This window comes from Nitrospiraceae bacterium, from assembly GCA_020632595.1.
In the GTDB taxonomy this organism is placed as follows: Bacteria; Nitrospirota; Nitrospiria; order Nitrospirales; family UBA8639; genus Nitrospira_E.
In genome coordinates this window covers 20,147-44,224 of sequence record JACKFF010000013.1, presented here as the reverse complement: position 1 = coordinate 44,224, position 24,078 = coordinate 20,147, and the positions used below count along the sequence as shown (strand labels likewise).

The window sequence follows — 24,078 nt, the reverse complement described above, 5'->3', positions numbered from 1 at the left end:
AACAGGATGACTCAAAGGCACGGCTATTTAGTGAAGAAAAAAGATGGGCAAGTTCGTCATATCATCCATCACGCTGGAGACTCTTTTTCATCATCTGATCGACATGGGTGCACAATTCCTTAACGGATTCGGCTGAAACCTCCAGAGCCGCGTGTTCCTCAGGGGTGAGCGCATACTCAATAATCTCTTCCGCTCCCCCTGCTCCTAGTTTCACCGGCACACCCAGAAAGAGGTCGTGAAAACCATATTCCCCGGCGCATAACGCCGCACAGGGAAGGATTTTCTTTTGATCTTTAGAGATCGCTTCAACCATTTCTACGACTGAGGCAGCCGGAGCATAATAGGCACTCCCTGTCTTGAGTAGATTGACAATTTCGATTCCTCCCTCGCGAGTCCGCGTGATCAGGGCCTCTAAGGCCTCTGCCGACAGCCATTCGGTCACCGGCCTTCCCGCCACCGTGGTATATCGATTCAAGGGCACCATCGAATCGCCATGTCCCCCCAGAACCATCGCATGAATATTTTCGACCGAGACCTGCAAGGCTTCCGCAATAAAGGACCGGAATCGGGCGGAATCCAACACCCCCGCCATCCCGATGACTCGGTTCCTTGGAAATCCACTCACCCGATGCGCCACGTGGGTCATCACATCAAGAGGGTTGGAGACAATAATGAGAATGGCATCAGGGGAACGATTGGCCGTCTCACGGACTACGGAGGACACGATGTTGGTATTGGTTTCCAATAATTCATCGCGGCTCATTCCTGGGCGGCGAGGCACGCCTGACGTGATCACCACAATGTCGGAATCTTTGGTCGGCTCATAATGATTCGTACCTGTGACGGCGGAATCGTAGGCACAAATTGGGCCGGCTTCGACCAGGTCCAATGCTTTGCCCTGGGGCAAACCCTCGACGATATCGACCAGCACAATGTCGTACCAATTTTTTTCTGCCAACCGTTGCGCGATGGACCCTCCAACATTTCCAGCCCCCACCACAGTCACTTTGATACGGCTCATGAAACCACCCATCCCTTTGAAAGGGTTTCCAGCCATGCGGGTTTAATCATCTTCATGGCTCGTCCACCCTGCGACTTTAAAATTGATCGTGCACACAAAATTATCCCCATCATAAAAATTGACCTTGATTTTTTTCTTTCCGTATTCCCGACTCAAAAACTCTTCCGGATGGTCGATAAACTCCTGGTAGGTTCCTGCCTCATACCCTCCTAACTCCTTAAACGCAACGATCATCCCGACCTTGACCTCCTGTAACATTTTGGCCGAACAACGAGGAAAGATTTCCCAAAATTTTTCACGGATATCATCTTGAGTTGGCTCGAACCGTTCTCCATCCTCCTGCCGATCTTTCCGGTCAAACTTCGCCTGCCGTCTTACGTAAGGGTATTGATGCCCGGTAAACAACTTATAGAGCCAAGCTGGCACATCAGAGTGTGAAGGTAAACTGGTCATACATCTCCCATATCCGCTCATCTGGCCGTAAGCCGTTGATAAATTTTCGGCAATTTCATCGGAAGTGATTCGACTTCATCGACGACCACATACCCAATCTCCCCATACATGCGTTTCACATAATCGGTTGGAGCTTGATCAATGGTAATGCAGAACGGATGGACACCCTGAAGACGGGCTTCACGGAGAGCCATTTTCGTGTCTTCCAAGGAATATTCATCCGCATAGTCATCATCTAATGGTTTCCCATCACTGATCAGGATGAGAAGCCGGACTTTTGCCGCTTGCTGCTTCAATCGCTGCGTCGCATGTCGTATCGCCGCGCCATCACGGTTTTGCTGTTTGGAAGTCACTCCGCTGATTTTCAAACCGACACGCCCACCGGGTCGCTGGTCAAAATCTTTTAACACGTGAATGTCCACCGAATGACGGGATTGCCCCGAAAAGCCATATATCGCATATTGGTCGCCGATCGCGGACAACGCTTCTGAAAGCAGGAGCAAGCCTTCCTTTTCAATGTCGATGACGGGACGCGCTCGAGTTCCGATCTGCCGTCCGGTCGACCCGCTCATATCCACCAGAAATGCCACCGCAACCTGTCGATCACGTTTTTGTCTGGTGGCATACACTTGATCAGAAGAATCGTTTCCTTGCCGTCGATCAACCATCCAATTCACCAAGGCATCCAAATCAATGTCCTCCCCATGCGATTGGCGCCCCATTCGACGAAAGGCTTCCGGACGAATCGCTTCAAAGTAACGGCGGATGAGTCGCACCATCGGGCCATACGTTTGAAACGTTTCATCGACAAAGTCTGGCGACCCTTCACGGCCTGCCTGTTCAATCACACGACACCATTGGGGTCGATAGTCCCTGACCGTCCCATCCCACTCTTCATACAGATACTCTCCCTCACGGAGACGAGCCCCCTGTTGTCCCATGCTCGGACGAAACGTAGGTTGAAACCACTGCTGCATAGGTGATTCACCAAAGGCTGGTTTCTTAGGATCTTGCGAAGGATCGGGTTTCTGAGGAGAGCGACGCTCAAACTGGCTGGGTGTGTCTCCCCCTCCCTTTTCCCCCATTATGTGATCCTGTTGCCCACCTGCCTGCCCTTTTGACGCCTGTTCCCCCTCCTCCCCTCCTTTGACATGGTCTGGATTGAGAATGCCCCGATATCCCCAATTACTCAAAGGCTGATACGCCTCTTCTAAGTGTTCAGCCGCCTCAGGTTGGCCGCCTGTGTCAGAAACCCCGGAAGTATTGGAAAAGGGTTCAAGTTCTTGATTGTGTTTTCCCAGAGTTCCAATCCGGCGCTCCAATTCCTGGTAAAGCCGGTCGGCAAGTTCAACAGATTCATCGACGGTCGCGGCGGGATGTAAGATCGTTCGGGCGATCTGCCAGATTTCATCAATCACCTCTTGAAGTCCCGGACGCGTGAATTCCTCCTGGGTGAACCCTGCAAACAGCAACAACAATGCGTCCAGCACCATCTCACGAGCCGTCATCCCATGAGAAAGGGTGCGAAACTCCATAGCCTCCTTTGTCAAAGACGTCAAATCCTCTTGTAATCCCGGGTATTCATGACGGAGCAAAAAGTCAATTCGAGCATCTTCCACAATTTCCCACAAATCCCGGATAATCTCGGGTTGTGGGTAGCACTGAAAGAGATTTCCTAATGTCTGAATGGCTCTATTGGGGCGAAGAACTTCTTCGTGGTATCGGGTCTGCACCCGGGTAGACACACGTTGCAACACTTCGGTTGAGAGGGCATATGTTCCAAATTCCACGTGCCCAACTTCATGGGCGACCATGACCGTATACCATCGTCGGTTTCCTTCACGGGTCTCTGATCGCCTCATGACCAGAGGAAGATATACCGTTTTGCCGTCCGCACTCACCTGAGCTTTCCCGGAGCCAGGACTCGTTGACATGGAACTGGCACCGATCGAACCTCCTCCCTCCGGGAGCCCTTCTATGGCCACATCCTCTCCACACAATGCCCTGGCAAACATTTTCAACGATCTGGCGACCTGACGAAGCGACACTCCACTCATTGCCTGCTCTACAGCTGAACAGGCCTGCCGCGTTTCCAGACCAAAAAAGGCTCGTCCAGCCTCAACACTATACTCAAGGGCCTCCATCCCCTGGCCAAACCACGCGTCAAACACTCCGGAGTCATCTTCCTTGCCGGCCAAAACGACCACCTCGGAAACCTGAGTAAAATACGCGAGAGTAGCCTCGGGATCCCGATCCGCCACAAGAAGGCCGAATTTCAAGATTCGAATTTTCCACTCGACCGTCGAGACCCTAGCCAAAACTTCCGGAGCCTTCGACAAAAAAACTACCGCCTGTTCGGGAGAATGATCTGCGAGGTTCGTACCTAGATCAATGACTCCCTGCTTGACATTTTCATCATGGATCTCAAGAAATAAACTTGGACTGGCTCGAAAAAACTCCAAGGTTCCAATGTAATCAGGCTTTCCAAGACTGTTTTGAACCATGAGTTTCATGCCAAACCCAATCCAGGACTTTGCCGATCCCAACGGAATAGCTTTAGCAATGGAGGGACACTCCCGGAAAAATTCATTTCCTAACACATAATTCCATTCGGCCAGCTCCATCCCTAGTCGGGCCCATTCACGAATCTCAGAAAGGGCAATCTCCCCGCACAATTGGGGAAGAACCTTGAACCATTCATACGCACATTGTGGAGCGGCCTCATTTGACCCATCGGCCAACTCCAAGACATGGGCCAACCATTCGTCCCGGTTCGACTCCTTTTCCAGAAAACCCAGAATCATAGGGCTTTCTTTGAAATATCGAAGACCCAGTGCGCCAGAGGCCTGAGCGAATGTTATCCCTAAATCTAACCACGGGATGGCACTGCCCAAGCATCGTTTTCGATACACCTCACCCAGGGCCCATATGGCTTCACCCTGTATTTTTGATGAAATCTCTTTTAATTCAATGAGTAACTCTAGAACAGGCACCCGGAGACGGGGGTCCGCGAGTTGTTCATCGAGACCATGCGCCGTGGTCGCATCAAGCCGGTCGACTAATAACTCATGAAGTTCATCTTTTGGGGTAAAGGAAGACATGTAATTGATTAATAACCGAGGAAGTTCAATGGGTACAAGAAGAGATCTTACGCGGCACAATCCCCTGCCTCATTGAAACCACAACTACGGCTGGGCATTATAAAAGTGGCTTCAAGGGTTGTAAACTCACCCAACTATCTTGCCGTTTCTCTTTTTATATTCCAACACCCACTTCTATCAACCTGCCTTTTGGTGTCCCGTACCTTATAAATGTTCAGAATTTTTCGAGGAAAGGCTTTCCATCAGGACTGCTGTTAGGTCGGATAAGGTTTTCCCTTCTATAAAGACTCGCTTTTGTCTTGAACTAACTCCCGATTTCAGCTGCACATGTTGGCGGGGAACACCAACATATCGTGCCAAAAATCGACACAATTCTGCATTGGCCTGACCATCTACCGGCGGAGACGCTACGCGAATCTTCAAGGCTTCCCCATGGAGGCCAACAATCTCCGTTTTTGACGCTCGTGGCTGGATATAAATTCGAATTTCTATTCCTTCTGATTTTTCTATCAGGCACCTGGCCCATTCCATGTGAAATTTCCTATAACCGATATAAATTATTGCCCTATTTTGTCAGCGAAAACGATTGACACGATAGAGATAAACAAAAAGCAATATCACATAATTAGCTATAACATTATTACTTTCAATATCTTATGCCGGAAACCAAGATCTTGACATGCTCCCAGCTGCTGAGTAAAATATTTTTATATTGATAACGGTTATCATTTTCGAAAGGAACTTCATTCAGTAACGGATTTTTTATGTTCATTTGTATCTGCAAAGGTATCAAGGAATCCGATGTCCGTGAACTTGGACAAGCAGGTGTCACTTGTCCCCTAAAGCTTGCGGACGCACTCGAACTCAATGACAAACGTCAGTGCTGTGGCCGTTGCATTAAAAAGATATCAAAATTTGTCGCACTCGCCGTAGAAGAAACGTCCTGCCGACACACCCCCATGGCAAGTTAGGGCGTTCCCGTTCCTACCACCTCACACCCGATTCCCAGAAATTCCCCCTCTGGTCTAGCTCCTGATCTCTCCGCGAGAAAAGCATTGTCCCTTGTGCCTTAGGAGGAGCCAATCTTTACAGGATCAACCTTACCCAGCCAACATTTGCCGCATCTCAACAATTAATGAGAGGACATGTATTTTTGTCCTTGTCTATGGAAAGAGCAGGTGGGGAGCCTGAACGAAATGATGCGAACCTCGAATTCTCAAAATCGCACATCAAGCGTTCCAACGCCTTGCCATCGCAAACAAATGCCTACCACCACCAAAATCAGCATCACACTTATGACCGCATAGTCTCGGAAACCCAATTTCCCGGCAGAGTAAAAATGCCGTTTCGCTAAGGGATGGAACCCTTTGGATTCTAAAGACATGGCCAGAAGATTTGTTTGACGAAGGACATGCCCAATCAATGGAATCACCAGAGGCACATATTTACGAATGCGTTGCAGAATTCCCCCCGTCGATACATCTAATCCGCGTGAGCGCTGGGCTTGAACCACTCCCGCCCCTGCTCCCAACAACATTCCCACCCACCGAAACGCAAGTGAAAAAACAAACCCTGCCCGTGAAGGAAGTCCTAATTGCTGAGAGGCCTGTGCGAGTTCTTCAACCGACATCGTCGAAAGTAGCCAAATTCCAGCCCAGAGCATAATCAACAATCGAAGGCCCATACCTAAGCCAACCATGACGCCTTCCCAGGTCACCCCGAGCTCATGCAGGAGGGGCACAGGCGTCATACCTTCGACAAAGAAAGGCCAGAGCGCCACGCTATAGACAAAGAGGAGAACCGTTAGCATCCACATTTTCTTCACATTAGCCCACGCACCAGACAAGGCTAGCCCACTCATGACAAATCCAAATAGTACCAGCAAGTAGAGCGGATCCGAAAAACAGAGAGCCAGCCCAAACACTCCAAGCACCGTCAGAACTTTGGTACGTCCACCTAACCGGTGCATCCACGAACTCCGGGAGAGATACAGGGAAACAATCATCGGTCGTTACCTGGCCCTTCGAATCTCACGCACACCACATCCGCGCTCTATTATCTGAAAAGTATCGGCCACAAGTTTTATGGAAAACCGGGTCGGCAGGAGGCCTTCACTTCGTCAACCGTTAACAAGGTCTGTCCCCATCGTTGACTAAAGCGAGAAATGGCCGGAATCTCTAATGATGCTTTTTGGATCAAGCCCGGTTCAGCAAAAACTTCCCGCGGGGTCCCATCAGCAAGAATTCTCCCACTGTGGATTAACAAACAGCGCCCGGCATAGGCGGCAACAAGCTCCATCGAATGGGTGATCATCACAATCGTATGCCCCTGTTGGTTCAATCGACGAATCATCGCCATCATCCGGTCCGTTTCATCAGGATCAAGGCCTGTCGTCGGCTCATCAACAATCAATACAGCCGGTCTGGTAGCCAACACGGACGCGACCGCAATCCGCTGTCGCTCTCCTTTTCTTAGGGAAAACGGATCTAAGTTCCGGCTGCCCTCAAAGGGCAACCCCACAGCCGCCAGCGATTCTTGCACCCGATGGACAATCTCATCGTTTGAGCAACCCATATTCTTCGCGCTGAAGGCAACTTCCTCCCAGACGGTATCCGCGAAAATTTGATGATCAGGATTCTGAAAAACTAATCCGACGCGCCTCGCCAATTCATTCATCGATGTGGTGCGGGTATCCATGCCGTCCACAACGATGGTGCCGTGCGTCGGCATCAACAGGCCATTGAGCAATCGTGCAAGCGTACTTTTTCCTGACCCATTCTGACCCAGCAAAGCCAGAAATTCTCCTGGACGGATGGTAAATGACACCTCATTCAGGACCATCTGCTCTTCATACCGGAAAGCAACATCGTCAATCTGAATCAAAGGCAAAACCACGGTTGATTCTCTCTCCGGCCGGTCCCCCAACCGAATCGTGTCATCCAGGACTGCCGCCGGAGGAGAAAGACGAAGATTCAATGCCTCAGCCTGGGTCCAGGCTTCTTCGACAGAAATAGGCAAGGGTTCCACGCCCCATTCTTCAAAACATTCAGTCAGGGCGAAGGGTCGAAGACCATAATTCCTCATCAACCGAGGCTGTCGCAATAAGGCTTCAGGTCTTCCCTCCCAGACGATTTGCTCCTGATCTAAAACCAGTACCCGATCCGCTTGCAAAAGAGAGCCATCATCATGCTCCGTCATAAGCACAGTAATCCCGTCTTGTCGAAGATTACGTAAAACCTCCCGCAATTGCACTCGCCCTGCCGGATCATAATCTGAGCCGGGTTCATCTAAGACCAACAGCGCCGGTTCCTGCACGAGCACAGAGGCCATCACCAAACGCTGCCTCTGGCCACCGGACATCCTCATGGGATCGCGGTGGGCACAATCGCCCAACCCCATTTGATTAAGGGCATGATTGATCCGCCGTCGGACCTCGTCCGAAGAAAGCAGGGGGTCACAATATTCCAATGGGTGAAGCAGTTCCCCCTCAACAGTCGTCGCCACAAGTTGCGTATCAAAATCTTGAAATACCAGGCCGACCCGTCCGGCCTGTTTCCACACGGGATCATCCACGGTTCTACGGCCCACCACCCGCAATGTTCCGGAGAAAATCCCTGGAATCATGTGAGGAATGAGCCCATTACAGGCATAGCATATTGTAGATTTTCCACTTCCACTCCTGCCTAACAGGACGACGAGTTCCCCGGAAGCCAGAGAAAAGGAAACATTCCGGAGAGCCGGCGCTGAACCGGAGGCATATTGAAAAGAAAGTCCACGACAAACCACAATCGCGTCGTCGAAATGGTCATTGCCCTTCTCGCTCCCCATCGATTCATGTGCCCGCAGGGTTTTGGAAAGGTGACTATGGGAAGAACTTGATTCTCGAATATCCGCATACCGTAATCGCCACCGTTGCACCCTTGGATAGAGAAAACCCAATAACGGAGGACCGAGAAACAAGCCCATGACCACATTATTAACAAAGATCGCCGGAGCGAGAATAGCGAAAGGCAACAACCCCAACCACTCCACTCCCCATGCAATCATTCCGGCGCAAGCACCTGAAGCAATCACACACACCACGCTATATTCCATCATCTGGGGCCAAGATTTTCCCAAGGGCGGCTGCCCAGAAGAAAACCACCCCAAATGCCCCCACAATACGTACGGAAGATACCCAAAAATAAAGTTACCCAATAACCCAAAGACACTTGCTGGCCCCAAGGTGCCGAAACAATCTCCGATGACATTGCCAATACCGGCACCCCAGGCCGCAGCGGGACCGAACAACAGCGATGCGACAATGGGAATAGCATTCGCCGGACGTAATTCCACAAAACCAGGAACAATCGGAATGCCGGCTTTAAAGGGAATAAGAATCGCCGCATAAATTGCGGCAATCTGAGCCGTCAGAACAATCTGCTTGGTATCCTGCCAGACAGCCAGCAAGTCAACCCACCATCTTCGTGAATCGCGAGCATCTTGAGGAAGAGCCATGAATCTATGAAAAGCCTCTAAGACGGGAAGTACACAGTTGACTGCTGAATCATGAATATTTTGACTGGTAATGCAAATATGGCTTCGGAAGTGCCAGAAAAGAAGAAAAAGAAAACAGCAATGCCCAACTCATGTGAACCAAAGGAGAGTAACCGCGGAAATTGAGAACGGGCAATAAGCGACCTTCCTGCGCCCTTACACAGCGAAACGCTTCATCAGGCAGACATAAAGGCGCTCGGCAAAGGCAAGAAACGCCATTGAGGTCATTTTTCTTCGTCCACCATCATGAACACTATACGATGATCAGTCTCCGCATACAGCGGCCCTTCAGCTATGGCATTCAGCAACAAATCCCTCAGGGGGATTTGATGATCCGTTCGGTGTGTGACGTGAGTCAACATGTCATAGCCATCCCCGCCGTCAGCCACAAATGCGTCCGTCGCCACGGTATAGACTTTGGAATTATCTACCGGCACACCTCCAACCATGATGCTTCTCACTCGAGATCCGACCGAAGCTTTTCCTTGATACGTGACCTGGAGACCGGATAGCTGGAGGAACCGGCCAGAATGATTCGGCCATTGGCCCACACTATGCTCTAACACCTCACGAAGCATCGCTCCCGTTACATGCAGGGTCACAAGAGCGGAATCAAAGGGTAGTACCGACAGCACATCGCCAAGTGTCACCGGACCGGGTTCAAGACTTCGGCGAATCTGTCCGGCATTCACCAAGGCGATATCCGTACCCAACGTGCTTCGCATACGATCGGCCAACAAATTACCTAAATTGGCTTCTTGGGTCCTGATAACCGGCCGATCCCCCTGGAGCCGCACCGACGCCTCCCCCAACACCTTGGTGGCATGACGGGCAAACCGCTGTCGATATTCATTCAGAAGTTCTTGGACTTTCGGCTCTACTGGAACCGCCTCTGTCACTGGAATATTAGAGGAACGCGCCTGGACCACCGATCCATCTGCAATCGTCAGATCTAATCGCCCGATTGTCCGTCCTTGACGGTGCGTCTTCACATACACCGATCGGGGACGGGTCACGGTTTCGACGGGCTCCATCAATCCGGGAGCGTATAATCCGTCAAACCCTTCGGTATGCCCACCGATGAGCACATCCACCCCCTGGACGGTCTCCAGAACTTTCAAGTCTTCCTCACTATCTTGATGCGTGAGGGCGATGATCAGATCAACATCGCCTTCCGTTCGTAACCGCATGGCCTCCGATTGAAGAGAGTCAATCGGATCCACCAACGATAATTCCTTTGCCACATCCCGGTTAAAAGTGCCAGGAAAATTACTTTTCCCGACAAGACCTAAAACCCCGACGACCACATTCCCCAAACGCGTGACAAACGAGCGCCGGCAAGGCAGGAGGGATCGCTCAGACTGGAGATTCGTGCATAAAATTGGGAAATCGGCCAACTTGACCAATGTGCGAAGATGGTCTATTCCATAATCAAAATCATGATTTCCAGCCACCATCGCGTCATAGCGGATCAGATTCATCGCCCGAATATCCGGTTCACCTCGGAACCAGGAAGACAAAGCCGTTCCAATAAGGATATCCCCGGAATCCACTAATAAAACCGGCACGCCTTCCTGCCGAACTTCTTCGACAATTGTGGCCCGCCTGGCCAACCCTCCAATTTTAATCTCCCCGGCTTGATCAAGCGGAAGCGCGACCCCGTGATGTTCACTCGAATGCAAAATGACCAGGCTGTCAGTCGCATGGGCTGGATTCCCCCAGAGAATTAAGATAAGGAGGAAATGCCACAAATACCCTGCTCTTTGTGGAATCTGTCGCATGGAACGGTTTAATCCGAAACGCAACACGGTGGGGACTAGCGTCATGCATTAGGATTGCACACAACGGAACCCGATATGCGCATAGGGATAACTTTGTCGAAACCAATTTCGAAATGACCGGCGTAATAGCCGGCTCGCGGTATGAGGACCACCACCTTTCACCACATAATGATCCTGGTCAAAAAACCTGGCCGAATAGCCGGGATAGGTGGGAAGGGGCGAAAAACCTTGAAAAGGATGAAAAAGAGTGGATGTCCATTCCCACCCGTTCCCTACCATCTGTGCCACCCCAAAACCACTGTGCTCACTGGACTGGGCCGTAACCGGAACGGGATCCCAGGATTGAGAATCAACATTTACATGTTGCAATCTTGACGCTTCATCACCCCAGGGGAAAGGTCGTTCAATACCGGCCGGAGTGCCAAAGGCTGCGCGATGGAATTGCGCTTCGGTCGGGAGGGTCATCCCGATCCAGTCAGCATACGCTTGTGCCTGTCGGTGCGTCACATACACCGGCCAGGATTTCGGTAATGGAATCTCGTGAAACATTGTGCGAACATACCAGGCATCCTCTCGTTTGACCCAAAAAGCCGAGGGTTCCCCACCATCCTGGACAAATCGCAAATATTGTTGGTTCGTCACTTTATACCGGTTGATTAAAAACGCAGGGACAGCCACCTCATGTTGGGCGAATTCGTTATCCCACCCAAACCCTTCGTCCGGTTTCATCCCTAAGGTCGCAATGCCTTCCGGGATTTCAATCATCTCATCTTTAGTCTTTTCATCTGAGAGTGAAAAAGAGGAGAGGCAAGAAAAATCGGATGGGGGAATTTTGTGCTTCGAATCCAAATGGTGCAGTAAATAGGCGTTAGTTTCAGCATGCATCAGACGATGTTCAATCGCCGTATGAACTATCCATTCTGGAACAGATGCCAACAGGCGATCCACTTCTTCGCGAGCACGGGCATTATACCTATATACCTCATTGAGCGTTGGCCAATCGGAAGGTTGGTCAAGGGGATAGTTTCCAAGGGAAGGATCAATACCGGCTTCAAATAATTGATCAAATGATTCATGAAAGGACGGCATGCCCAATGTCCATCGACCGATCTGATTCCAGTCAAAAGCCTCAAGATGTCCCAAATAAAAAATGAGGCGGTTCCGCTCAGGAATGGGACGCTCATACATGGCCTCGGCACGAATAAACGAAAATAGTCTATCAGTACGTGACCTGGCCGAATCCAGTTCTCTCTGTAATTGTGGCAATTGCGACATCGCCCCTCCTTAGCCAATATCCAGCTAATAATGTCCCGGCAAACCACTTTCACAAGATACGATGACCCACCGGCCTAACTATACCAACTCGCTTCTCCCTAAAAAAGTTCAACGAACAGGATTCAAAATTTCAAACAAACGGAAAAAATACTATTTTTGAAAAAAGTAGGGACAACGCTTGCACCAAAGTTAATGATGATGGTGCTACCATCTAAAATCTCCATATTTCAAAGAAAAAGTGATACGAATGCCACCCTGATGATCATTTTCGTTGACCCTCTCATTTCCTCAAGACCAGGTCAATAAGGGAAACAAAAAAAAGCAGGGGGCGACGAATGTCGCCCCCTGCTCTTCGGGTTCCCCTCTGGGCTCCCTGCTTACAGCCAGTTCACCCGCTCCGCCGGGCGGATGTAAATCGGCTCTTCCACTTGCTGCCGCACCGCTTCCTTGCCCGACTTGTTGAAGCCCAACACCGTGTCGTTGTACATCTCAAACTTCCGTCCATGGATCTGGGTTTCAAACACTTTCGGCCCCGGAATCACGTCATACCGGAAGATGATCTGCTGGCTCGCCCGCCACAACTGCAGCACCGCCAACAACTCCCGGCTCGGCACCAGATACTTCTCAATCGCATTATCCACCCCCGGCCCGAACATCTGCCGGATGTAGCCCCGCGGTGCCTGCCGCGGGGGGATGTAATACCCGTTGGGTTCCGTGCCCCATTGCGGATACAACGGCAACGCCACTTGTTCCACCCGAATGGCATAGTACAACGGATTCCAGCGATCTTCCGCCCAGAGCCCGTCATCGCCCACCTTCACCAACCCTTGCAGCCGGATTTTCCCCACGCACGCCGCCATACACCGCGTCTCCATCGGCTCGCCCCCCGTTAAGGGGTCTTTGCCTTCCACCCGCGGATAGCACGCGATACACTTCTCACTCACCCGCGTCGTGCCCCGGTACATCGGCTTTTTAAACGGGCATTGCTCCACACACTTCTTGTACCCCCGGCACCGGTTCTGGTCGATCAACACAATCCCGTCTTCCGGCCGCTTGTAGATGGCCTTCCGCGGACACGCCGCCAGACACCCCGGATACGTACAGTGGTTACAGATGCGTTGCAGATAGAAGAAGTACGTCTCATGCTCCGGCAAGCTGCTGCCTTGCATTTTCCACGGCTCTTCTTTCGTAAACCCCGTCTTGTCCACCCCTTCCACAATCGCCCGCATCGAGGTGGCCGTATCTTCATAAATATTCACAAACCGCCATTCCTGGTCGGTCGGGATGTAGCCAATGGCCGCCTGCCCGATCTTGGCGCCCGCATCAAAGATCGTCATCCCTTCAAACACCCCATACGGCGCATGGTGTTTGCGGCCCACCCGCACGTTCCACACCTGCCCGCCCGGATTGACCTGCTCAATCAACTGCGTGATCTTCACATCGTAGAACTGCGGATAGCCCCCGTACGGCTTCGTCTCCACATTGTTCCACCACATGTATTCCTGCCCTTTGCTGAACAGCCACGTCGACTTGTCCGCCATCGAACAGGTTTGACACGCCAAACACCGGTTGATGTTAAAGACAAACGCGAACTGCCATTTCGGATGCCGCTCCTCATACGGATACAGCATCTTTCGTCCTAACTGCCAGTTATACACTTCAGGCATTGTCATCCTCCGTTTCAGTGAAAATTTCGGGGCTGCCCGGGCCAAGTCCGCCAACCCTCAAGTTGGCAACCCTCCCGTATCAACCCAATTTAACTGTCGCATCTTTCTTAGAGCCATTGCTTCATTCACGATAGAACCCAATACACTCAGATCTATCGTTTTAAGCAGGACTTCGCAGCGCCCGAGTTGCTTTACGGCCTGCAAGTCCACCAGGCCTTCGTACGCCGTAAATATTACGGTAGGAGTGGATGAAACCTTTCTTACTGCCCGCACGGTTTCGACCCCATTCATCCCACCCATTTTATAATCCACCAAGATCACATCAGGTTCATCCCTATGATCTCTCAAAAATTCCATCAAGGCCTCTCCCGATTCAAAGGCACGGACCGTGCAATGTAAACGGGAAAGTTTTTTCGCAATATTTGAGCGAATCACCTCATCATCATCCACCACAAATACATAGGGTTTGCTCACCGACAGGTCCTGGTAATTGGTTGTGATTTACGTCGATCTCAAATGTCATAGCATCCTCCAAAGGATAATCTTTATAAGATTCGCCGCGTAAGTAGAGGGAGGCTGGGGGAGGTATTCGCAATGTTTCTTTCTAGACGGCAATCAAGAAAAAAAACCCCCAGCCTCCAACTCACCTACACTTTGATCTTAATATGATCACCCTTCAGCCATTTGATCATGAACTCATTTTCCTGACCTGGCGTAAACCCGGTCCGGACCGGTTCCCACGGCCCACGCCCGCCGATGCCGCCATCCTCCGCCTTGGTGATTCGGATGAGACATTCCTTTGGCGTCGTATTGACCGCATGGTGATCAATCGCAAAACCCCATTTGAATTTCCAGGCAACTGGATGCTTACCCGGTAACGAGTCGGTTTGATGCATCGGCATCAGCCAACTGCGGGTAAAGGACTGCTGCGCCCCATACCGGAAGTTCGATTGATACCCGGTATCCAGCGCAATCGCCCGTCCATCCGGCCGGGTTTCATGCCCCTTCACCGACTTCGCCGTCGACACAAACGGCGCATGCTTGGCCATCGTGACATGATACGGAAAGGCCGGGTTGTACTTCGCCCGGATCATCAACCGCGCCACCTTGTAATAGGGGTCGCTGGGCTTCCAGCCACGATACGGCCGGTCCACCGGGTTTCCATCGACGTAGACATAGTCCCCGTCATTGATCCCACGATCTTTGGCCGCTGAGGGGTTGATATGAATTTGATGTTCACCCACCCCCGGTGTCCGCTTATCCATTCGATAGGCATCGCCGAAGTTGGATTCATACATCTGCACCCAATCGTTCACCGACCATTGGCTATGCACCCGATGCCGGGTCTTCGGTGTCACGCAATAGAACTGATACCCCTTCTCCCAGAGTGGATTGGCGTACCGTTTAATTTCCGCCCATGGCAACTTGATGTTGCGGACGGTTTTATCGTCATGATGTTGCGCCGTGATCGGCACCCCATAGTCATCCGGCCGGATATACGGATTGGAGGACATGATCGCATTCGGTAAATATGGAGTGGCCTCTGGTCCTTCACGATGCACAATGAAGTTTTCCCCATATTCGATGGCTTCCGGCTCCACCCGGTAGGTCTCCACTCGTCCACTGCGGGTCCACATCGGTTTCGATTCGTTGGTTTCCTCCCAAAATGGATGTCGAGGATAGGTCCGGGTCATCACCATCCAGCCCTTTTCCGATTTCAACATCGTGTCCGCGTTATACCCATAAGAGGTGTTGCCGGCATCCAACAATCGTTGGAGATACACGTCCACACGGTTGTCATAGACAAATTTGAAGTAATCGCGGAAGCGGCCATCACCCGTCATTTCGGTGAGTTTGGCCGCGACGCCCGCCACCGTATCCAAATCGTTCCGCGTGTCATACAACGGACGGATACCACCCTTCCATACTTGGAACCATGGATTCGACACCGTCGCCGTATGCTCAGGATAGGTAAACTCCATCCAGGTATTCACGGCAAACGACACATCAAAATGGTTGACATCCGAGGTCATTTCCACTTCTTGATGCACGAGACATTCATTATGCGGATCCACGTTCTTGACCATGTCATAATGGTGCTTTGAATTATTCAACACGTTCACGTTGGCTACCCACCTGAATTTACTGGGGGTTGGCATGTGCGTTTTCCCCGTAAACACCCGTCGGCCATACTTGGGCGTATTCACAATCAACGCCGTATCGCCGTGGTTCCAATAGCCGACTTCTTCTCCATAGTAGTAACTTCTCGTTTTAATTTCTTTTCCATGAGCATTGGGGTCCGTCGTAATCTTGAACGGATCCTCTCCGGTATGCACAGCAAGTCCGGATCCTGCCCACGGCGTGGCTGCCCAGGTACCCGCTTTGTAATTTCCAGACCAGGTATGGCAACCGCTTCCGAATTTTCCCATATTTCCCGTATAAATAAGCGTCAATGCCGCCGCACGACCATTTTGCGTCATGTGGAAGTAATGGCAGACGCCCTCTCCGTTGTGAATAGCGGCCGGTTTGACCGTACCCATATCTCGCGCCCACCGAACGATCAAATCCTTCGGTGACCGACAGATTTGATGGACAGTGTCCAAATCATAGTCCTGCAGATGGACTTGATACATTTGGAAAATAGGCATGACGTCCACTTCACGGCCGGTAAGCAACCGAACCCGATGAGTCCCCGTCAACGCCGGATCAATGCCGCTTTTCTTGAAATGCCAACCCACCAACTCACGATGAATGGGCACCGCTTGATTTTTATTCAGATCCCAGACCATGATTCCCCCCAACCTGGCAATTTCTGCCTGCGTCAGGGTCTGCACTTTGCCCGAATAGGTCTTGGAAAAATCAGGAAACTGGTAATCTGCAATGACATCACGCGGATCTAAATACTGAAGGGTATCGGTACGAACCAGCAGAGGCATATCGGTGTTGGCCCGTACAAAATCCGCATCGAACAAACCCTCATCCACGATCATTTTGCACGCCCCTAAAAAGAAGGAACCGTCTGACTCGGGACGAATAGGAATCCAGTAGTCGGCTCGATACGCCGTCGGATTGTATTCCGGGGTAATGACCGCAATTCGCGCACCACGCTCAATAGACTCAAGCTTCCAGTGGGCTTCCGGCATTTTATTCTCGACGAAGTTTTTCCCCCAACTGGTGTTAAATTTACAGAATCGCATATCACTCAAATCGACATCGCAATTTTGAGTTCCATTCCACCAGGGCTGGGAAGGATCCTGGTCACCGTGCCAGGTATAATTATTCCAGTATCGCCCTCCTTGAGCATTTTCAGGCCCAACTTTTCTGACATAGGAATCCAATAAGGCCCCGCAGCCGCCATTCATCCGCGTAATGCCCATTTTCCCAATGATCCCCAAAACAGGCATGCCGGCCCGGAATTTAAATGACCGGACTCCAGAACCTTTCATCATTTCAATCATCTCCGGGGGATAGCCTTGCTCACGCAGTTTGCGCGCCCCATATTCTCCGCTATACCGGTTGGCGATGATGATCATGGCTTTCGCTAAATAGGTAAACGCCGTATCCCAGGACACCCGCAACATGTCGTCCAAATACCGCGCATTAAACTTGTATTTCGTCTGAATGGCAGGAGTAAACTCAGGGCTCCCGTCATCCATCCATTGTTTCCACCCTCGACGCATCAAGGGCCCCTTTAAACGGTATGGACCATACACCCGGCGATGCATCGTAAACCCCTTCAAACACATACGGGGGTTGTGTGCGAACGTCCCACGGTTGCCATAGAGATCTTCATATGTTTGATGGTCATAATTTTGCTCAACCCGCATCACGACCCCGTTCCGCACAAACGCCCGAATGCGGCAGGCATGGGTATCGTTGGGGGAACAACACCAGGTAAACGAACTGTCATAACGATATTGATCGTGGTAGACCCGTTCCCATGAACGGTCGGGATATTCACCAAGAGGGTTGCCAACTTCAATGACTGGCTGTAAAGCCGTTAAGGCCAGTGCCTTATCGGCAAGTGCGACTGCCGCCACAGTCCCCGCAGAAACTTTCAAGAATTGACGTCTAGAAAGAAACATTAAAAGACCTCCTTTTTTTTAAAAAACTCATTACGGATAGCCATAATTAATAAAGATTTCCGTAATTGGACTTCAAATCAGACCTGCTTAACACCTCCTTTCTTACCATCCCAATGCAAACAAATACTGAACAAACACTGGTCACCAGTGTCACCACATTCTTCCTCCCACATTATTAGCAATCTTTAGTCCAAACTATTATTCTCCCGTTATTTTTCTTAACTCATTGAAAATGAGAGGTTAATTGAAGTTTCTGCTTGTTATGGAAAAACAACCGTGTCGCGAAAACAATCGCGAACCACTCGCGAAACCTCGAAATTTCAATGCCATGGATTTTTGCCTCAACTTTTCAGGAGTTCTGTTTTTCTGCAAAACATAGGAAGGTCATATTTCTATAAATTGGAATATAGACAAGCCGACTGTTCCAAACAGAGCACACACTCGGCAAAAAAATGAATTCGGGTTGGTGAATTAAACAATAAGGTAGGACAAAAGGGGGAAAGGGGTATTCGGGCTTGAATGACAGGGACATCCACGGAAAATGAAAGGGTTACAAAACCATGAATTAAGACATGCACAAGATATAGAGAATACTTGAGCTGCCTGGTGTATTTGAAAGAATCTGAAAGGCACCAGGCTGTTTGACCGGTCCGGTCTTTACCGGACCCGATCTCATTTGGGAAGTTGATGAGCACCTGCCCGACTACGCCAGAGCTTGGGAAAATGAACAACATGAGGGAATCTAAGAATGCCGACCGGCAGGTCTATTAGGTTTCACAGTCACAATTGGATCGGTATCCTTGATGATGCGACGATCGTTTCTCCAATCAAAGTTAACTTTGGGCTAGGATAATTTTTGAAGAAATACTGTGGGAGTAATCTCCATTCCTTTACCTGAAAATTCTATTCCACATGAAGGGGAGTCCTGCATTTCATGAACACGCCGGCGACCCTCTGCCGATTGACGTGCCAAATTAGCAAAACGAGTCTCATTGGAATCAACGGTTACCTCACGATTTCAATACTTTTTTGTTTCAGTCTTCTAAATGGTTAACGTAGAGATTCCTAGTGGGAGGGTAGCCACCCAATTTATGTCCAGGGAAAAATTCGGTCCAATCGATACCCTCCCAATTGGAAACCAGATTCCGTTTTGAGAATCCTAACGAGGTTGGATAAAAAGAAGGGGGGGTATCCCACAAAGAATATGGATTGTTGAGGCAGGCATTACCTGAATGCCAAACTGAAATTTTCGAGATTGGAGGAAGAAATCTACGCGAATAATTTAAAAAACTTTTGCCATAGATGATCGTATGGAAGGGCTATGAAGCCATTTGAGGTAAAGGAAAAGCCGGTTTTTTTCGTAAAAAGCCTAATGTCTCAATAATCCTCTCCGGCCGACCCCAATCACTCCAAAGAACGCCTTGTAATTCTATGGTAGCCAGGTGTGAAACAATCCTTTCCAGGAAATTTTTTGAAAAATTTCTCTGGGGCATGGCCTGATAAATCCTCTCTAACGTCAGGGATTCTTGAGGCAATCCAATCACTTTTCTCAGTTGATGAAAAAGTTCCATCATATCCGGACACCAGAGTTCCCCCAAGCTCCACAGTCGGCTTCCATAGGCTGTAACAATCATCGTATTCCAAATTCCTCCGTTCCGACTTAAAGTCTGAATCGTTTTTTGATCCGGTTTTTCAATAAATTCTTTCACCGTTCGGACAGGAAACCCTGCATTCCTTATCAACGGGTGACCCGGACAGATCCATCCATACTCTCCTTCCGGAGAATTGGGCGTCGCTCCCAGAAGGATGATCCGCTCTTTCAACCTGGTTACGGCTGAAACCGTCTCCTTTATCATTTTCGTAAATTGTTCCTGAGGAGCGATAAAGTGGTCCGAGGGATAAATGGTCACAATAGCCTTAGGATCCCAATGATTAATATAGGCCAATGCCAGGAAAATCCCTGCGGCCGTATCGCAGTTTCTGGGTTGAATAACGATGCGCCCTTTCGTATGAGTCTCCATCTGCCGAAAAATTTCCTGGTTATGCGATTTATCGATAATTGTCACTTGATTTTCCGAATGACCGGCTCGATCAGCTCGATCCCAGGTATGTTGCAACATTGACCGCTCCCCGACAAAGGCGCAATATTGCTTGGGCTTGGGATATCCCAACCAACTTTGAATAAATGGCTTCATTCGTTGTCCATCTCCCCCGGCCAAAATGACCGCCCACTGATTCCCTTCGGTGTGTTTTTGATCGGTCATGATGGTTCACCTCTTCAGTTATGGCCAGGATTAACAATCACCAAGCAAAGCCAATGCACACAGACAATACATTTCACCGTCACATCTCAGTGGAAGGAATTCATGGGACGGCATTTCTTTGAGGAAGTTGCGTCGATTCCGTGTTCAGAAGAAGGGGAACCTGCATGTTGGTTGGAAGAATCACGAATTTTGAATTTTGCGAATCATACAATTTGTATTGCAAATATTCGGGGGTTAGGGTTTTTAGTATATTTTCCTGGGCTTTAGCCTGTCCTTCGGCCCGAATTCTGAGGCTTTCTGCTTCACCTTCGGCTCGGATCATCAGAGAATCTCCTTCGCCTTTGGCACGTCGTCTGGCAATTTCAGCGTCTCTGGTCGCAATAATCAGTTCAAATTCCTTTTGTTCTTTCTCTTGTTCCTTCGCCTGTTTTCGTTCAATCGCTTCCAAAACCATTTTGGGCCAATCGATATCAGAAAGGGCGATACTCCGAATCTCAAGGTGACGCCCCTTTAATTTTTCCTCCAGGACTCCCTGAACCTTATGGGCAATTTCCGTGCTCTTTTCGGGGACACTCACCATGGGATACCCTGAAACCACACTCCGAACGGCGGAAAGGAACTCAGGCCGTACAACCTTGGGATACCAATCAGGCCCGACTTCTTGGGCCAAAAAATAAATTTCTTCCGGTATGGGACGGATGATAATCGCGCTTTTGACATTCACCTGCAAATCATCTGAACTCAGTGCATCCACTTCCTCGGTGAAGCTTCCCCACTGAACCGAATAAACATAAATATCATTCCAGAAGGCTCGCCAGTAAAATCCATTTTGAAGGGGCTCGTTCATAAGACCTTCAGATAAGGGGTACCATCTCAGCCCCCGTTCCCCTGGCTTCACGGAAACCCCACAACCCACGGATAGCAGCACGCCGACAAGGACTAACCATTGAAAAATCCGAGGAAGAGATTTCATGTTGGCCTCCGTAGCAAGAGACTCAAACGTCTCTTGCACTATTTTCTAACGCGTTTCAAAATGCGGAGAGTGAGGATGAAGCCTGCCTGCCTCGGCATGCAGAATGGCTAAACGTTCCCGATTCTGCGCTTCCTGCTCATAAAATTTCTCCAATAATTTTGCGCTGGTGGCCCATTCTGAGTCCGCGCCAAAAAGTTGCGCATAACGTTCGGCCTTACTCTTCAAATCTTCGGCAGTTTGTTTCATAAGTGCGGCCTGCCGACGATACTGGTCGGCAATAAACTGTTGATCTTGGGAAGGGTCAAAACTATTAAGATCGAGAGGAGCGTGAGGACTCCCACACCCCACACAGACCCATAATCCTGCTAGCAGGACTCCCTGAATCCCAGTTGGTAATGACCGCTTCATGAGAGACCTTCCTCAGGCCCACCGGCCTGACTGATCTTTTCTTCCCGGCCTCTACCATCGGAGAATCCAATGAAGAGATTTCATATTATCCTCCTGATCAATCCCCATCTTTTTTACTTGGCGGACTTCAATCATTACAAAATGAAAAGCGACCTTCGCCGATTCACCATATAGAGTGGCTATCGTTCTTGGACCAGCGATTCATTTTTATAATATTTTTCCAAAAATTTGGCGCTGGAGGCCCACTCCAAGTCAGGGCCAAAGAATTGCGCATGCCGTTTGGCCCTAAGATTCACATCTTGTTTTGCATTTTTCACCATGAAGCCCCCTTGCCGATCAGACTGGACGCCCATGGATGGTGGATCTGGGAAAGGGGCGGAGTCATGAAGATTGATGAGAGGACTGGTCCCATGACATCCCACTTTGACCAATATTCCTATTAGGAGGACCGCTTGAAGACTGGCTAATAATAATCGAGGCAAAGAGTAGCCCTCCCTTGCCAAGTTCCTGAATATTCTTTTCTTCTTAGCCTCTACCCGTCATGTTTCCTATGCGACTCGTACGTTTAACTCTCAAAATACCCTGGTCAGGTAGACTGAATGTTCACTCCGTTTTGATACTCCAGCATTCTTCAAAAACTCCGACCATTTGTAGGTAACTCGCTAATTAATGATCAAAATTCATACCAGATGATTAAACGATTGAGCACCCACAATAACGGTTCGGCAACAAGGACTTAACGAAATGCTGCGGACCTCAGCCAATGTCTTTTGTGCGATACCACACAATCTGGCTCGTTCATATTCGCTCCAATCGGAGGCCAGTCGGGATGAACCCACAAATCAGCGATGTGTGGTTCCATAGAGCCCTTATGGGCAATAGGTTTCCGTATTACCGGAAAATGGCACTCGCAGTAAAAAATGGGGAGAAGGTAAGGAGCGAGCAGTCATAATCTCCGCCAAAAGGGCGGGGCTTCCACGTTTGTATGCGGGGATGGATTGCGATCTAGCGATAGGGAAGCATTACTGCGGCTGTTGAATATTTCAAATATTCGGCCCTTTTCATGGGCATACGTGTGACGAGGTCCGGGAGAGGAAAATGTTAGGAATGTCCCAAAAGGCTTACCCAATTCTGGCCTGCAGCTTCACGAGAGAAAGGCCGCAGCCTTTTTTGTGGGGAGGAGAGCGTAGAGAGGGGTATGTGCGCACGCCCAAGCAGCGACTTGCCTGTGTGCTTGCGGGTCCAAACCCTTCAGCGGGTAGGCATCCAGCCTCTCCTGCGAAAGCAGGGAACATCGTTGGCGGAATTGTCCAACACCCCCTTACCCTGAGAGTCGGCATTCCCGCATGCTTGGCCTTTTCCAGGATGGTAACCTGGAAGACGGGCCACATCATAAGGAAGTTGTATACAAGCAAGAATTCGATTGTCTAGAAATGGAAGGTAAGAAACAACTCGCCTCAAAATTTCCCGGTTCTTCAAAACAGAGACACCCTCCTACCGCATGCAAAAACCTGCTCCTGATGCCTGTCATGAGGGATGCTGGAGACGAAGTGAAGGGATGATAACTTCCTCCCCTAATAGGCCCAATCCAAAATGGGGATTTTCTTGAATTTCATGAACACTGCGGCGGCCCGCGGGTGATTGATATTCGAAATTCACTGACAATGCCCCATTCGGTTCAATGGTCACCTCACGGTTAAGGTATTTCTTCATTCCCGCATGCCAGACTGATAAGGTATAGGTTCCTGGTGGAATGTCGGATATCTCAAACCGGCCATCCTCGGTTGTAATCGCATAATAGGGATTGTCCACCACCATCCCCCAGGAAAACATATAGGGGTGAAACCCGCATTGCATCACAAAGATATTCCGATCCTTCTGCAAATGTATGTTTTCGATCATTGGCTCCCCGGGTAAATGATCATGTCTGTTGAGCAAATCCAATACTTTATGAAATGGATTCATTGGAAGCGGGCGATTAAACAAGACCCTGGCCCCACGATCACGAGCCGTCTCGTATCCCTGGATATCATGTTCCACTGGATCCATATTAATGACCGTCAATTCATCCTGATCCCTCAAGACATTGACAAATGGGAGAAAATCACAATCCTTGGCTTCGATGGTCACTTTCGGCAACTCAAACGCTTTTCCTTTTTCAATACCCTTGAGCATTACGATCGCGTCCTTCAGCGATCCCTGAGAGCCAAGTATGAAATCTTCAACAATACGCCATCCTGTTCCGGTTGAAATTCGCCCACAAAAAACCGGATCGGGAATCGTGACCAAATTAAAGGCCATGGCTTTAGGCATTCCTCCAGCTACAGTCACTTGCCCACGAATCGTTCCTCCTTGTTTGACCTGACTTTCCTCATAGGCCCAAACCGGGATGGCCCCCATTCCCAGGACACCCAAAATCACCCCAAGCATCTGTACCACCGTGCGTTTCATTTATTCCTCCGCCAGCATAAAATTTCAAATGTTTTGCACCATCCTGTCTTATGGAATTGTGAC

The 24,078-nt window shown here is 49.8% G+C and carries 16 protein-coding genes; all 16 read right to left on the bottom strand.

Annotated elements, in window-relative coordinates:
* Positions 1–61: 61 nt before the first annotated feature.
* The 16 genes from mdh to H6750_17755 all read right to left on the bottom strand — a co-directional run bounded on the left by mdh (position 62) and on the right by H6750_17755 (position 24,015).
* The gene (gene mdh, locus H6750_17830; protein ID MCB9776168.1) at positions 62–1,021 is read right to left on the bottom strand and encodes a malate dehydrogenase; all 960 of its coding nucleotides are present in this window, start codon (positions 1,019–1,021) and stop codon (positions 62–64) included.
* Positions 1,022–1,063: 42 nt separating this feature from the next.
* Positions 1,064–1,474: a hypothetical protein gene (locus H6750_17825; protein ID MCB9776167.1), complete on the bottom strand. Its 411-nt coding sequence runs from the start codon at positions 1,472–1,474 to the stop codon at positions 1,064–1,066.
* A gap of 17 nt (positions 1,475–1,491) precedes the next feature.
* Complete coding sequence (locus tag H6750_17820; protein MCB9776166.1) at positions 1,492–4,575, bottom strand: VWA domain-containing protein; 3,084 nt, start codon at positions 4,573–4,575, stop codon at positions 1,492–1,494.
* 204 nt (positions 4,576–4,779) lie between these two features.
* Positions 4,780–5,106: a YggU family protein gene (locus H6750_17815; protein MCB9776165.1), complete on the bottom strand. Its 327-nt coding sequence runs from the start codon at positions 5,104–5,106 to the stop codon at positions 4,780–4,782.
* A gap of 685 nt (positions 5,107–5,791) precedes the next feature.
* Positions 5,792–6,580 carry an energy-coupling factor transporter transmembrane protein EcfT gene (locus tag H6750_17810; GenBank protein ID MCB9776164.1) on the bottom strand — a complete coding sequence of 263 codons (789 nt, stop codon included), beginning with the start codon at positions 6,578–6,580 and terminating at the stop codon, positions 5,792–5,794.
* Between the two features lie 77 nt (positions 6,581–6,657).
* A complete protein-coding gene (locus H6750_17805) occupies positions 6,658–9,072 on the bottom strand; it encodes an ATP-binding cassette domain-containing protein (protein ID MCB9776163.1) in 2,415 nt (804 codons plus the stop codon).
* 263 nt (positions 9,073–9,335) lie between these two features.
* Entirely contained in the window at positions 9,336–10,937 is a 1,602-nt protein-coding gene (locus H6750_17800; GenBank protein MCB9776162.1) for a bifunctional metallophosphatase/5'-nucleotidase, read from the bottom strand.
* Positions 10,938–10,940: 3 nt separating this feature from the next.
* Positions 10,941–12,167, bottom strand: coding sequence for an SUMF1/EgtB/PvdO family nonheme iron enzyme (locus tag H6750_17795; protein ID MCB9776161.1), 1,227 nt, complete (start codon positions 12,165–12,167; stop codon positions 10,941–10,943).
* Between the two features lie 377 nt (positions 12,168–12,544).
* Entirely contained in the window at positions 12,545–13,834 is a 1,290-nt protein-coding gene (locus H6750_17790; GenBank protein MCB9776160.1) for a nitrate oxidoreductase subunit beta, read from the bottom strand.
* 57 nt (positions 13,835–13,891) lie between these two features.
* Entirely contained in the window at positions 13,892–14,308 is a 417-nt protein-coding gene (locus H6750_17785; protein ID MCB9776159.1) for a response regulator, read from the bottom strand.
* Between the two features lie 173 nt (positions 14,309–14,481).
* Positions 14,482–17,919, bottom strand: a complete 3,438-nt coding sequence (locus tag H6750_17780; protein MCB9776158.1) for a molybdopterin-dependent oxidoreductase — start codon at positions 17,917–17,919, stop codon at positions 14,482–14,484.
* A 1,319-nt stretch (positions 17,920–19,238) separates the two neighbouring features.
* On the bottom strand, positions 19,239–20,183 hold the full coding sequence (locus tag H6750_17775) for an NTP transferase domain-containing protein (GenBank protein ID MCB9776157.1): 945 nt from the start codon (positions 20,181–20,183) through the stop codon (positions 19,239–19,241).
* A 100-nt stretch (positions 20,184–20,283) separates the two neighbouring features.
* On the bottom strand, positions 20,284–21,156 hold the full coding sequence (locus tag H6750_17770) for a prohibitin family protein (protein ID MCB9776156.1): 873 nt from the start codon (positions 21,154–21,156) through the stop codon (positions 20,284–20,286).
* Between the two features lie 45 nt (positions 21,157–21,201).
* Entirely contained in the window at positions 21,202–21,564 is a 363-nt protein-coding gene (locus H6750_17765) for a hypothetical protein (GenBank protein MCB9776155.1), read from the bottom strand.
* A 179-nt stretch (positions 21,565–21,743) separates the two neighbouring features.
* Entirely contained in the window at positions 21,744–22,046 is a 303-nt protein-coding gene (locus H6750_17760) for a hypothetical protein (GenBank protein ID MCB9776154.1), read from the bottom strand.
* A 1,045-nt stretch (positions 22,047–23,091) separates the two neighbouring features.
* Positions 23,092–24,015: a carboxypeptidase regulatory-like domain-containing protein gene (locus H6750_17755; GenBank protein ID MCB9776153.1), complete on the bottom strand. Its 924-nt coding sequence runs from the start codon at positions 24,013–24,015 to the stop codon at positions 23,092–23,094.
* Positions 24,016–24,078: the final 63 nt, after the last annotated feature.